The sequence below is a fragment of the Maribacter litoralis genome, from assembly GCF_003075045.1.
Lineage (GTDB): Bacteria > Bacteroidota > Bacteroidia > Flavobacteriales > Flavobacteriaceae > Maribacter > Maribacter litoralis.
Map to the genome: position 1 here is coordinate 442,989 of NZ_QCZD01000002.1, position 13,407 is coordinate 456,395.

Below are 13,407 nucleotides of genomic sequence, written 5' to 3' on the forward strand. Positions count from 1 at the left end.
AACCTTAGCCTTGCAATGGTTGCAATTGCTTAATATATAATAGTCTTGTCATTGAATTTTCATTTAGATATTTGCTGAACTAACAAACCAAAGTTTACAAATACGAACAAAATGAAAAAAACATTATTAATTACAATGCTTGTTTTCTTAGCAAGTTTTGTAGCACATGCCCAAACGGTTTTTACGGGTACTGTGTTAGATGAAAACCAAGTTCCTTTACCTGGTGCCACAGTGGTAGTGAAAGGAACAACGAACGGAGTTGCTAGCGATTTTGATGGTAACTTCAGTATTGAACTAAACAGTTCAGATGACATTTTAGTGGTATCTTATATCGGGTACATTAAACAGGAGTTTGAAACTGCGAACAAGCTAACTGGTACTATATCACTACAGCCAGATTCTCAACAACTAGATGAGGTTGTGGTTACCGCATTGGGTATAGAAAGAGAGAAAAAATCGCTGGGTTATGCTTCACAAGAACTGGATAACGATGAAGTTGTTCAGGCAAGGGAACCCAATTTATTGAACAGCATGTCCGGTAAAGTTGCCGGTTTGCAAATTACCAACAGCCCAACTGGTTTGGGTGGTTCTGCAAGGGTTTCTATTCGTGGCGATGCTTCTTTGGATATTAATGGTAACTCGCCATTGTTCATTGTTGACGGTACACCTATTAGTAATGAAATTGTAGGGTCGAGCGGATCTGGTACACAAAGTGTAGATTATGGTAACGGCGCCGCAGAAATCAATCCGCAGGATATTGAATCGATCAACGTACTAAAAGGTCCGGCTGCAGCAGCACTTTACGGGTCAAGAGCTGCGAATGGTGCAATTATTATTACGACCAAGAAAGGAACATCTCAAAGCAGTAAATTGGGGGTATCCTTTAATACCGGTATTACCATTGAAAATGTTTTGATGTTACCAGATTGGCAAAATGAATATGGTCAAGGTAACAATCAACAGTTCTCTTTTGTTGACGGTAGCGGTTCTGGTATTGCCGATGGTGTTGATGAAAGTTGGGGACCTCGTTTAGATACCGGACTTATGATCGCACAATTTGATTCACCAAGAACAGACGGTACTCGTGGTGGCGACACTTTTGTTAGTGATGCCGATATAATTCCAACGCCATGGGTTTCTCAACCGGATAATACTAGAGATTTCTTTGAAACGGGAATAACAAAGACCAATAGCATCGCTATTTCAAAAAGCGGAGAAATGGGGAACATGCGTTTGTCTTTTCAGAATTTAGATCAGGAAGGAACATTACCGAATACGGATTTAAAGAGAAATACTTTGAGCTTTTCTGGTACCATGAACGTATCGGATAAGGTTAAGGTAAATGCCAATATGAATTATGTAAAAACCGATAGTGACAACAGACCTGCGGTTGGTTATGGTACGGAAAGTATTATGTACTTGTTTATCTGGTACGGTCGTCAATTGAATACCAATAATTTAAGAGATTACTGGCAGCCAGGTTTAGAGGGTACGCAGCAGTTCAACTACAACTACAACTACCACGATAACCCTTACTTTACCATGTATGAGAATACAAATGCGCAAGACAAGGATCGTATGTTCGGTAATGTGAGCCTTACCTATGACATCAGCGAAAACTGGAAATTATTATTACGTAGCGGTAGAGATTTCTATAGAGATTTTAGAGTTCGTAAAAGAGCGTTTAGTACACAGCGTTTCCCATTTGGTACATACCAAGAGGATAATATTTTCTTCGAGGAAAGTAACTCAGATTTCTTATTGAGTTATGATAAGGATTTTGGTGAAAAGTTCAATTTAAATGTTTCTGCAGGTGGAAACCAATTGCGCCAAAAGCAAGATTTCACTAAAAGTGTTGCACCACAATTAATTAACCCTGGGGTATATTCTTTTAACAATAGTAGACAGGCGGTACAGGTAAGTTCTAACAACAGTGAAAAACGCATCAATAGTTTATATGGGTATGCACGTTTAAGTTATGACAATGTATTGTTCATGGATATTACAGGTAGAAATGACTGGTCTAGTACTTTGCCAGAGGGGAATAACTCTTATTTCTACCCATCGGTGACATTAAGTGGTATTGCCAGTGATATGTTCAATATGCCAGACTGGGTAACGTTTGCTAAAGTAAGGGCTGCTTATGCTGAAGTAGGTAATGATACTGATGCATATAGGTTACGTAGCTTCTATCAAAATGAGACTGCTTTTGATAGTTCTACGCCCATATTGACGGAATCATCTTTGATACCGAATGCAGATTTAAAACCAGAGATTACAGGTTCTTACGAATTCGGTTTAGATCTACGTTTCTTGCAAAGCAGAATCAATTTAGATCTTACGTATTATGACAGTTCTACTAAGAATCAGATTATCAACATTAGTACTGATATCGCTAGTGGTTACAGTAGTCAATTGATCAATGCCGGTGAGGTTCGTAACTACGGTTTTGAAGCTATTGCGAACTTTGTTCCGGTACTTACAGATAACTTTAAGTGGAGCTCTACCTTTAACTTTGCTACCAACAAAAGTGAAGTGACCGATTTAGGCGATGATATCCAGTTCACCTTAACTTCAGCGAACGGGGCATATATTCAAGCTCGTGAAGGTGGTTCTATCAGTGCGATCTATGGTAGAGGTTTTCAAAGGGTAGAAGATGAGGACAGCGAATATTTTGGTCAAATGATCATCAATAATCAAGGTATTCCAGAGCGTACAGATGATTTGGTCTACCAAGGCGATTATGCGCCAGACTTTACTTTGGGCATGCAAAATACGTTCAAATATAAGAATGTTGACTTAGGATTTTTGATCGATACCAGACAAGGTGGTATCGTAGTTTCTAGAACAAAAACCATTGGTAGTACTTCTGGTCAATTGCAAGAAACATTGGAAGGTAGAGAAACAGGTATCGTTGCAGAAGGTGTAGTTAATACTGGTACAGCCGAGAGTCCTAATTATGTGCCAAATACCGTAAATGTAGATGCTAGAACATTTAACAACAGATACTACGAAAGAGATAATGTTGAAGCTGCAAAATATGATGCTTCTTACACTAAACTACGTGAGGTTTCTTTAGGGTATTCTTTTCCACAGAAAATGATCAACCAATTGCCTATTACCAATGCAAGAATTTCTGTAACAGGTAGAAACTTGATTTTATGGACAGATAACCCACATTTCGACCCTGAAACGGTTGGGGTATCGGGTGGTACGCTACAACCGGGTATAGAGAATATGTCTTACCCAAGTTCACGTTCGTTTACCTTCAATTTACAGGTTAATTTCTAAGAGTAGAAGAAACTATTAATTAAAGAAATCATGAAAAAAACACTATTAATTATATGTTCTTTGGTACTGGCGGTAAGCTGTACCGAAGATTTTGAAACGATCAATATAAACCCTAACTATCCTGCTTCTGCAGAGCCAGGTTTATTATTGCCCGGCGTACAAAGAGAGATGGCTTACAATTGGGGCGATCAAGGTTGGGAAGAAGGTTTTACCGTAGTACAATATGGGGCTAGACTACAGTTTACCAGTGGTGATACCTATAACTGGTCTCCTTCCGGTGATCCTTATGATAACGCTTATGCATCTTTAAGAGATGTGGAAAATATTATTAGGGATACCGAAGCTAACGAAGATGCCCAGAATTATTACGGCGTTGCCTTGGTGATGAAATCTTGGATCTATTCTTATGTTACCGATGCTTACGGAGATGTGCCTTACTCAGAAGCTACCATGGGTATTGAGAATGGTAATGTTACTCCTGCTTTTGATGCTCAAAGTGCTATATATGCCGGTATTTTGGCAGATTTAGAAACAGCGAATACGGTTTTGACAGATGCCGATAATATTTCAGGTGATATTTTTTACGATGGCGATATTGAAAAATGGAGAAAATTTGCCAATTCGTTAAGATTGCGTTTGTTGATGAGAATCAGTGATGTGGATAATGCAACCGCAGTAGCTGGTATGACTCAAATTACGAGTAACCCAACTGCATACCCTATTTTTGAGAGTAATGAGGACATGACCTTCGTGGCATGGAATTCAGATAACCCACAGCCAAAATATGACACGCGTAGTGGTAGTTTTGATGAGGTTCGTTTAAGCCAAACCTTAGAAACTCGTTTAAAGGATTTGAACGATAACAGATTGTATGTTTTCGCACAGCCTACTACAGCTTCTGAAAAGGGAATTTTCTCTGAAGATTTTGATGATTATGTAGGTATGCCAAATGGATTGGATGATGAGGCAGCATTAGGCTACAGTCCGTCTGGAAATCCAGATGAGTCTGGATCTAATTTCATTTCCAGATTGGGTATATTATTAGGTTGTAGAGCATGTAACCCAGAGCAGGCATCTGCTACCGCTTCACAGACCATTATCATGAGCTATTCTGAACTACAGTTCATTTTGGCAGAGGCTGCGGAAAGAGGATTCATTTCTGCAGGTGATGCGGCAACGTACTATGAAAACGGAATTAGAGCTTCTTTTGAGTACTACACTGAAAGAGTTGCTGCTGGCGGATGGTCTGATATTGCAAACGCTATGCAAGCAACGGATCTTGATGCCTATGTAGCGCAAGATGCCGTAGCTCTTACGGGCGATACCGATGACAACTTGGCTAAAATAGCACTTCAAAAATGGATTTCTCTTTTCTATACGGGTTTTGAAGGCTGGTCCGATTGGAGAAGAACGGGAATGCCAGAGGTAATTCCTGGTCCCGATGCCGTGAACGATGGTATGGTACCGGTTCGTTTTCAATATCCTAATTCTGTAAAATCTACGAACAGCGAAAACTACAATGCCGCTGTACAAAGTATGGGTGCAGATGATATTAATACCAAACTTTGGTGGGATGTTGATTAAGCATAGGGTTAAAAAATACACTTCAATTATTGCACTGACCATAGGGATGACTTCCCTATGGTCTTGTGATTATGACAAGTTGGATAATATGGGTGCGGAAAATACCCATGTGGTGGTCATTGGTTTTGATGGGTTGAGTCCCGACGGACTCCAGAATGCAGATACGCCTACTTTCGATAAATTGATGCTAGAAGGAGCATTTACAATGCATGCTAGGGCGGTATTGCCAACAAGTTCAAGCACTAATTGGGCTTCTATGATTATGGGAGCAGGACCAGAGCAACACGGTATTACTTCCAATTCATGGGAGAAGGATAATTTAGTTTTACCGGCAGTTACGCAGAGCGAACCGTTTTTATTTCCTAGTATTTTTCATTTGATACGTGAACAACGAAAATCGGAGAAAATCGGAGCCATTTATCATTGGGGCGGTTTTGGTCGCTTATTTGAAAAAAGTGCCGTTGATTTTGACGAAAATCCGGCTACGGAAGAAGAGACTGCCGTAAATGCTAGTAGTTATATTAAAGTAGAACAACCGTTATTTACGTTTATTCATTTTGACCATATTGACCACGCAGGTCATGAGTTTGGACATGGTACAAAAGAGTATTATAAATCTGTTGAAAAAGGAGATTCATTATTGGCTGAGATTATGAAAGCCATAGCTGAATCTGATATGGCAGATAATACCATGGTCATTATTAGTTCCGATCACGGGGGTACAGGAAAAGGGCACGGTGGTGAATCTTTGGATGAAATAGAAATACCATTTATTCTTTGGGGAAAGGGTGTTAAAAAGAACTACAAAATTAAATACTCGGTATATCAATACGACAATGCAGCAACCGTTGCTCATGCATTACGTATAAAAACACCGCGCGCTTGGATAGGTAGACCTGTTATTGAAGCATTTGAGGGCGAAAAAATAGAAGATGATTATCCTGTTTTGGTACAATTGAAGAAACCGGAATTGTATAATCCGGCAAAAGGCTATGCTGCTGAAGGCGGATTGTTCAATGATTCTGCTGAACTCATTTTAAAGAATCCGAATTCGGTAGGTGAAGTAAAGTATACATTAGATGGGAATATGCCCAATAGTGATGCTGACACTTTTTCGTCACCAGTAGTGCTTACAGAAAATACGGTGGTTAAAAGTGCTGTTTTTGTAGACGGTGCCTTGAGTAGCGGGGTTAAAGAAGCGTATTTCAGAATTAAACCAGTGACATTAAAAGCTCCCGTTTCTTATGAGGTTTTTCATTTGGATAACCTGTCGTTTATTCCATCCATCGGCAATAGAAAACCAGATGCCACAGGTGCCGTATTCGAATTTTCATCAGAAGAGGTGCGTCAACATATTCAATCGAATACACTGTTCCGCTTTAAAAGTATACTTGAAATACCTGCGGATGGCGATTATAATTTTGCCATAAGATCAGATGATGGTAGTCAGTTATTTATTGATGGTGATTTGGTGGTGGATAACGATGGTGACCACGGCGTAAGAACAAAAAACGGAAGCATTGAACTTGAAAAAGGGAAGCATACCGTTGAGGTACTTTGGTTTAATGGTGGAGGTGATGGTTGGTTAGATGTGTATGTGAAAAGTGATGAAATGCCCAATCAGATTTTGTCGACCAATCTTTTAAGAAACTAACATTGAAAAAGTACAAATACCTCTTAGTTATACAGATTCTTTTGGTATCGGCATTTTGTTATTCTCAAGGTGTCAATATGCAATTACCCAGCTGGGAAGAGGGAATGATGGATATTCACCATATCAATACAGGTAGGGGAGATGCCGCTTTTGCCATTTTACCAGACGGTACTACTTTATTGATTGATGCTGGCGATATGTCTGAGACCCACCCGAGAACCTTGTCGGCAAGAAATGCACCTAGATTGCCAAATACAAATAAAACAGCACCAGAGTGGATCGTTGATTATATGCATCAGTTTTTTCCGAAAGGATATAAAAAACAACTGGATTATGCGCTGATCACACACTATCATGATGATCATTTTGGTGAATTGGATAGTTTAAGGATAAAAGCCGCAAATGGTGATTATAGGCTCACTGGTATTACCGAAGTAGGCAATAAGTTTCCTATACATAAAGTGTTGGATAGAGGCTTTACGTACCCCATTAATTTACGTAACCCCGAGATTCAAAATCAAGAAAGGTTTCAAAATGATGCCTATGGTATGGTGCCGACGCTTAAGAACTATTGGAAGTTTCTAGCGGCTGAACAAACTCGAAATGGTTTGGTACACGAGCAATTGATACCAGGGCAAAATAACCAGATCGCTTTGGTGAACAAAGCGAAAAAGTATCACAATTTTAATATTCGCAATATTGCCGTAAACGGAACAGTTTGGACGGGGGTAGGTAATGATACATTGGCTCTTTTTTCAAAAGGGGAATACCCGGGTGAGAATAATTTGAGTACCTGTATTAAAATTAGCTATGGAAAGTTCGATTATTTTACCGGTGGAGATATAAGTGGAGTAAATGGTATAGGTGCTACCGATGATAATTCTGTGGAATCTCATATTGCACCCGTTATTGGAGCGGTAGATGTGGCAACCTTAAATCATCATGGCAATCGCGATTCGCAGAATGATGTCTACGTGCGCACATTGAGACCACGGGTATGGATTCAACAAAACTGGTCATCAGACCACCCAGGTGATGAAGTATTGAGAAGAATAACATCCAAAGAACTATATCCGGGAGAACGTGACATTTTTTCTAACGTCATGTTGCAGGCAAATAAAGATGTTATTGGTGGTAGACTGGATCAATACAAAAGTCAAAATGGTCATATAGTGCTACGCGTATATCCTAATGGAAATAGCTACGCCATTTTTGTACTTGATGATACCACGGATAAAAGAGAAATAACCGCAAAATTCGGACCGTATGAAGCAAGATAAACTACAGAACAAGCGTACCGAAGGCGATATAAACAATACCAAGGCAAGAAATGAGTGGATTGAAGGTATCACTGATCTTAAAACCTTAAAATTATTGGAAAAAGATGCGCGTTTCTTTTTTTATCAAGCATTATCAACTCCGTGCTTAGACGTGCTTGGTAATTGTAACGGTGCACATATAGAAAATATATCTGGTAAGCGCTATCTTGATTTTCATGGTAATAATGTGCATCAATTAGGATTTTCACATCCTAAATTGGTAAAGCGTTTAACCGAGCAATTAAAGGGCTTATCTTTTTCTACCCGAAGATATACGAATGAGCCTGCTATAAAATTTGCAGAGAAGCTCGCCTCTTTACTTCCTTCAGATTTAAATCGGGTTTTAATGACCCCAAATGGTAGTTCAGCCATCGGTATTGCCCTAAAACTGGCACGAGCCATTACGGGCAAGTTTAAAGTGGTCTCTTTCTGGGATTCTTTTCATGGCGCATCTTTAGATGCGATCAGTGTTGGTGGCGAAGCGGTTTTTAGGGAGTATATGGGTCCCATGATGCCGGGAGTTGAACGCATTCCGCCACCGGTAACCTATCGCGGAATTTTTGAAGGTAATGAAGCCAAATGTTTGGAGCATTTAGAATATGTTTTCGCCAAAGAAGGTGATATTGGAGCCTTTGTTGCAGAAACCGTAAGAAATACCGATGTACAATTGCCATCTCTAGGGTTTTGGAAAGAGGCACGTGCCCTGTGCGATAAATATGGAGTGGTTCTTATTTTAGATGAAATTCCCATTGCCTTAGGTAGAACAGGTAAAATGTTTGCTTTTGAGCATTATGACATTGAACCCGATATTCTTTGTTTGGGTAAAGGATTGGGCGGCGGAATTTTTCCTCAGGCATGTATCGTTACCAGAGATAGGTATAACACATTTCCAGATATTTCATTGGGTCATTATACCCATGAGAAAAGTCCGTTAGGTGCCATGGCAGCTTTAACTACCTTAGAAATTATAGAAGACGAAAAAATCTTGCATAAGGTTGCTGGTGACTCGCTGAACATGTGCACATCAATGACCATTTTAAAAGAAAAGTACGAACTGATCGGTGATATACGTGGTCGCGGTCTACTATGGGGTGTTGAATTGGTTACCGATAGGGAAACAAAAGAAAAGGCGGTGCAGCAAGCAGAAAAGGTAATGTATGAATGCCTTAAAAACGGATTGAGTTTTAAGGTGTCTGCCGGCAACGTACTACAGTTGGCGCCAGCTTTGACCATCTCAAGAAAAGAGCTAAAAGAAGCCTTGATAATTTTAGAAAATGCACTGGAAAGTGCGAGTAATTAGATACGTATGAAAACAATAAAATTTAATGTGTTGTTAGTCCTTTTATGGGGAATTATTCTAAATGCCCAAGAAAAGGCAGCTTTTGTGGTTCAGCCTTATTTACAAGATGCGAACCCTACCGAAATTACCGTTAAGTGGGAGACATCGTTGGGTGAAGAAAGTGTTGTGGAATATGGTACTACACCAAAATTGGGGAAAAAGACAAACGGAAATGCTTATGATATTAACTTCAGTACTTCTCGTATTCATGAAGTGCACTTAACCGGACTCAAAAGGTTTACTACGTATTATTATCGGGTAAAGACCGGTAAGTTGGTATCCGATACTTTTCAGTTTAAAACTCCTCCATTTGCTAGTGATAACGAATCGTTCAACTTTTTGGCGATGAGCGATATGCAAATAGACCATCAAAATCCAGATAAGTTCAATGAAATAGTAAACAAAGGAGTGCTTCCTTTTTTAAAATCGGAATATGGTAATGATGTGCCAGATGATTTGGCAATGGTATTGATTCCCGGAGATTTGGTGGAGAACGGAGCAAAATATGAGCAATGGCAGAATGACTTTTTTAAGCCCGCGCAAAACCTATTTGCTGAAGTACCCGTGTATCCTGTATTGGGAAATCATGAACGAAACTCCAACTATTATTTCAAGTATTTCAGTCTACCAAAGAACGGTACGCCTGCGTATGCCGAGCATTGGTGGTATAAGGATTATGGCAATACGAGAATCATCGGGCTGAATTCTAATGATGGTTATCGTGATAGCCGAGAACAATTTGCATGGTTAAAATCATTGCTTGAAGAGACGGCTAAGAATGAGGAAATCGATTTTGTTTTCGCACAATTGCATCATCCTCATAAATCAGAATTATGGATTCCCGGTGAAGAGGAATCTTCTGCTAAAGTGGTAAACATGTTAGAAGAGTTCACTACAAAAACCGGTAAACCTAGTTTGCACTTTTTTGGTCATACGCATGGCTATTCAAGAGGACAGTCTAAAGATCATAAACACCTTTGGATCAACGTAGCCTCGGCAGGAGGTGCAATAGATAATTGGGGAGAATTTGAAGGTAGGGATTATGATGAGTTTAGCGTTACCCAAGATGAGTATGGTTTTGTTATGGTTGAGGTAGACGCCAATAAGAACAACCCTAAGTTTACGATCAAAAGAATAAGCCGTGGTAACGAATACAAGTTCAGGGAAAATGAAAAGACCGATGAAATCGTCATCTACGCAAATGAATATAAACCCAATACTCCACAAGCTATTGCATTTAATGGTACGGTGGAGTATACTGGCGGAATGTTAAAGGCGCAACCTTTTAAAAGTACGTTGAAAGATGCCTACCATGCGGCTTCGCACTGGCAAATTGCCACCACCGAAGATTTCAGTGATTTGGTATTGGATAGTTGGAAGCAATCTGAAAACTGGTATTACGGGGAGAACAGACAAAAAAATGATAACTTAACCGATGAGCCTACCAAAAGGCTAAAACCAAATACCAATTATTATTGGCGTGTACGTTACAGAGACCAGCATTTAAATTGGAGCGATTGGTCAAAAACGCAGTCGTTTAAAACAAATAACTAATTGATTATGAAAGTATTATTAAGAATGTTTTTGGTGACAATGCTATTTGTTACCACACAGATAAACGCTCAAGAAGATAAAGATCCCAATGTGTTTTTAATTACGTTGGATGGCGTGCGCTGGCAAGATGTGTTCACAGGTATGGATACTGACCTGTTGAATAGTGAATTCACACAAAATAAAGAGTTGCTTACTGAAAAATTCGTAGGACAATCTGAAGAAGAAAATAGAAAAATGTTGATGCCTTTTTTTTGGAATACCATTGCTAAAGAAGGACAATTGTATGGTAATAGAAATAAAGGGAGCAAGGTAGATTTAACCAATAAAATGCTGTTTTCCTACCCTGGGTATAATGAGATTTTAACGGGTAAGGCAGATGACGCCCATATTGATAGTAACGATAAAAATTATAATAAGAACGTAACGGTGTTAGAATTGGCAAACAGCCAAGATGAATATAAGAACAAAGTAGCGGCCTTCGCCAGTTGGGATGTGTTTCCGTACATCATCAACGATAAAAGAAGCGGTATACCTGTTAATGCGGGCTACATGAACGCAATTGGAGATCTGAACGAAAAAGAACAATTTTTAAATGAGATTCAAGAGCAGGCTCCCGTAATTTGGGAAAGTGTTCGCTTAGATGTTTTTACACATCACTTTGCGAAGGAGTATGTTAAAAAGAATCATCCGAAAGTGGTGTACATCTCTTATGGTGAAACAGATGATTTTGCACATGGCGGTCAGTTTGATTTTTATATGAAATCATTGCACAACACCGATGCTTTAATAGCAGATTTGTGGGATTATGTACAAAATGTTGCATTTTACAAAGACAATACCTATTTCATAATCACTACAGATCATGGTAGGGGAGATGGTGTTCAAGAAGATTCAAAATGGACAAGTCATGGTACAGATGTAAAAGGAGCCGAGCACACTTGGATCGCTATTTTGGGACCAAATGTAAATCCTGTTGGTGAAGTGGGCAATGGTCAACTATTTGCAAATCAGATAGCACCAACGTTAGCTAAAATCTTAAGCTTAAAATCGGATGATAGGTCAATGTCGGCAAAGCCCATAAACTTAAAATAACATTGACAATTTCTTTAAATAAAAGATAGTATTAATCGCCATTTTTACGGTGAGTTTAGAATAATTTAGAGTTGTTAAAAAGCCAATGCCAATTAATTTTGGTGTTGGTTTTTTTGTAACTAATTAAAAATTAAAAGGGCGGTTATATTTTTAATAACAGCCCTTTTAATAATTAAGAGATAAAACTTTTAATTCATGTTGTATTCAACGTTGACCGTTAGTTGTTCTTGGTAGTCTGCATAAAAACTTGTCCAATCATCATTATAATTAGAACTACTGCTAATAGCTTTAATTTCACCTAAACTAGTGTTTATGGTTTTACATAGTTCAGTAGCATACGTTTTTGCATTTTCCAATGCAGCATTTAATGCCATTTTATTATTCACTGACGATACTATTTGTTTTACTTGAAATTGAAGTTGTACGCCTAATAAATTAGTTTTTAATAATTTCATGGCTAACTCTTTAGAGTCGGTCTCATAGTATAAGATAGTACCATCTCGTTGATATCCTAAAGAAAAATATTCCATTTCTTTTTCTTGAAAGATAGCCGTATCAATATTTAAATCTTTCAATTCTTGAAAGTATTGTTTTTTTAACTGCTCTAGGTTTTCTACTCTGGTGTCTGCATAATATACTTGATCCATACTTAGTGTGGCTTTAACACGGTATTTTACAATTGTTTTTTCTAATGGCGCACTGGCGGTAACTGTTACGGTTTTTGCCTTTGTGTCGATCTGTGCCTGCATAGCGGTAATTCCAAAAAGGGTCAATAAAAGGATGTAGCTAATTTTTCTCATTTGTGTTTGTGATTTTAAATTTTGAAAGTTTATTTATTAATTGTCTAAGAAGCATATTGTCAGTTGTTTATGTGACAAGTAAGGCTATAATTTTGAGGGGTCTATATTTTTACATAATTCTTATTTTAGGGTCATTTTTTTATTATTTCAGATGATTGTAATTTGTTTCGTACTTTTATTATGAAATTTCTACTGTATATTTTTAGGAATCACTAGTCAAATTCTTTGGTATTCCCATTGTATATTGCATTTTGTATATAAATCATTAGTTATTTTCAAAATATATTTGTAAGTTAAATCCTGTTAATTTGAGAACTAGAATTCCCCCCTGGGATTAACGAATGTAATTAGCTATGAAAAAAGATACAGTTTGTATTATAGATGACGACCCTATTTGTGTGTATGGTACTAAAATACTTTTGAACCATAACAATTTTATGAGTGCTGATATTCTTGTTTATGAGGATGGAGATGAAGCGCTAACCAATTTAACCGCCCAATTGAATAAAGGGCAGCAAATGCCAGATATTATATTACTGGATCTTAATATGCCCATAATGGATGGCTGGGGTTTTTTGGATGAATTTTCAAAATTGCCACTAAAGAACAAACCTCAGGTGTATATAGTAAGTTCAATGTACGGCGAAAATGAAATGAAAAGGGCAAAAGAGTATGAGTTGGTTCGTGATTTTATCACTAAACCATTGATCTCAAAAAATTTGAATGACATTATTACCATGAGTAAGACTGCTGTTTAATAGTTGGCAGGTTTTA

The 13,407-nt window shown here is 38.2% G+C and carries 9 protein-coding genes; 8 read left to right on the forward strand and 1 reads right to left on the reverse strand.

All coding sequences use genetic code 11. The features are described from left to right. Positions 1–111: 111 nt before the first annotated feature. From DCS95_RS09230 to DCS95_RS09260, 7 genes are read left to right on the forward strand one after another with little or no spacing between them, the layout of a single operon-like run. Positions 112–3,291, forward strand: coding sequence for a SusC/RagA family TonB-linked outer membrane protein (locus tag DCS95_RS09230; RefSeq protein WP_116770495.1), 3,180 nt, complete (start codon positions 112–114; stop codon positions 3,289–3,291). Between the two features lie 30 nt (positions 3,292–3,321). Further along, positions 3,322–4,875, forward strand: coding sequence for a SusD/RagB family nutrient-binding outer membrane lipoprotein (locus DCS95_RS09235; RefSeq protein ID WP_116770496.1), 1,554 nt, complete (start codon positions 3,322–3,324; stop codon positions 4,873–4,875). Further along, positions 4,838–6,529: an alkaline phosphatase family protein gene (locus tag DCS95_RS09240; protein WP_164674157.1), complete on the forward strand. Its 1,692-nt coding sequence runs from the start codon at positions 4,838–4,840 to the stop codon at positions 6,527–6,529. The genes DCS95_RS09235 and DCS95_RS09240 overlap by 38 nt, the downstream gene beginning before the upstream one ends. A 2-nt stretch (positions 6,530–6,531) precedes the next feature. Further along, complete coding sequence (locus tag DCS95_RS09245; protein ID WP_244178427.1) at positions 6,532–7,809, forward strand: ComEC/Rec2 family competence protein; 1,278 nt, start codon at positions 6,532–6,534, stop codon at positions 7,807–7,809. Then, a complete protein-coding gene (gene pbfA, locus DCS95_RS09250; protein ID WP_116770499.1) occupies positions 7,796–9,148 on the forward strand; it encodes a (R)-1-hydroxy-2-aminoethylphosphonate ammonia-lyase in 1,353 nt (450 codons plus the stop codon). The genes DCS95_RS09245 and pbfA overlap by 14 nt, the downstream gene beginning before the upstream one ends. A gap of 6 nt (positions 9,149–9,154) precedes the next feature. Beyond that, positions 9,155–10,741, forward strand: coding sequence for a fibronectin type III domain-containing protein (locus DCS95_RS09255; protein ID WP_116770500.1), 1,587 nt, complete (start codon positions 9,155–9,157; stop codon positions 10,739–10,741). A 6-nt stretch (positions 10,742–10,747) separates the two neighbouring features. Beyond that, a complete protein-coding gene (locus DCS95_RS09260) occupies positions 10,748–11,833 on the forward strand; it encodes an alkaline phosphatase family protein (RefSeq protein ID WP_116770501.1) in 1,086 nt (361 codons plus the stop codon). A 188-nt stretch (positions 11,834–12,021) separates the two neighbouring features. Here the strand turns inward: DCS95_RS09260 and DCS95_RS09265 are convergent, their stop codons facing one another. Beyond that, entirely contained in the window at positions 12,022–12,633 is a 612-nt protein-coding gene (locus DCS95_RS09265) for an SIMPL domain-containing protein (RefSeq protein ID WP_116770502.1), read from the reverse strand. 353 nt (positions 12,634–12,986) lie between these two features. Between DCS95_RS09265 and DCS95_RS09270 the strand changes: the two genes are divergently transcribed. Continuing rightward, a complete protein-coding gene (locus DCS95_RS09270) occupies positions 12,987–13,391 on the forward strand; it encodes a response regulator (RefSeq protein WP_116770503.1) in 405 nt (134 codons plus the stop codon). The last annotated feature ends 16 nt before the right edge of the window (positions 13,392–13,407 follow it).

Excerpts from the sequence above, each read along its gene's own strand:
- DCS95_RS09230 (WP_116770495.1), top strand. The coding sequence starts at position 112 with ATGAAAAAAACATTATTAATTACAATGCTTGTTTTCTTAGCAAGTTTT.
- DCS95_RS09235 (WP_116770496.1), top strand. The coding sequence starts at position 3,322 with ATGAAAAAAACACTATTAATTATATGTTCTTTGGTACTGGCGGTAAGC.
- DCS95_RS09240 (WP_164674157.1), top strand. The coding sequence starts at position 4,838 with ATGATATTAATACCAAACTTTGGTGGGATGTTGATTAAGCATAGGGTT.
- pbfA (WP_116770499.1), top strand. The coding sequence starts at position 7,796 with ATGAAGCAAGATAAACTACAGAACAAGCGTACCGAAGGCGATATAAAC.
- DCS95_RS09255 (WP_116770500.1), top strand. The coding sequence starts at position 9,155 with ATGAAAACAATAAAATTTAATGTGTTGTTAGTCCTTTTATGGGGAATT.
- DCS95_RS09260 (WP_116770501.1), top strand. The coding sequence starts at position 10,748 with ATGAAAGTATTATTAAGAATGTTTTTGGTGACAATGCTATTTGTTACC.
- DCS95_RS09265 (WP_116770502.1), bottom strand. The coding sequence starts at position 12,633 with ATGAGAAAAATTAGCTACATCCTTTTATTGACCCTTTTTGGAATTACC.
- DCS95_RS09270 (WP_116770503.1), top strand. The coding sequence starts at position 12,987 with ATGAAAAAAGATACAGTTTGTATTATAGATGACGACCCTATTTGTGTG.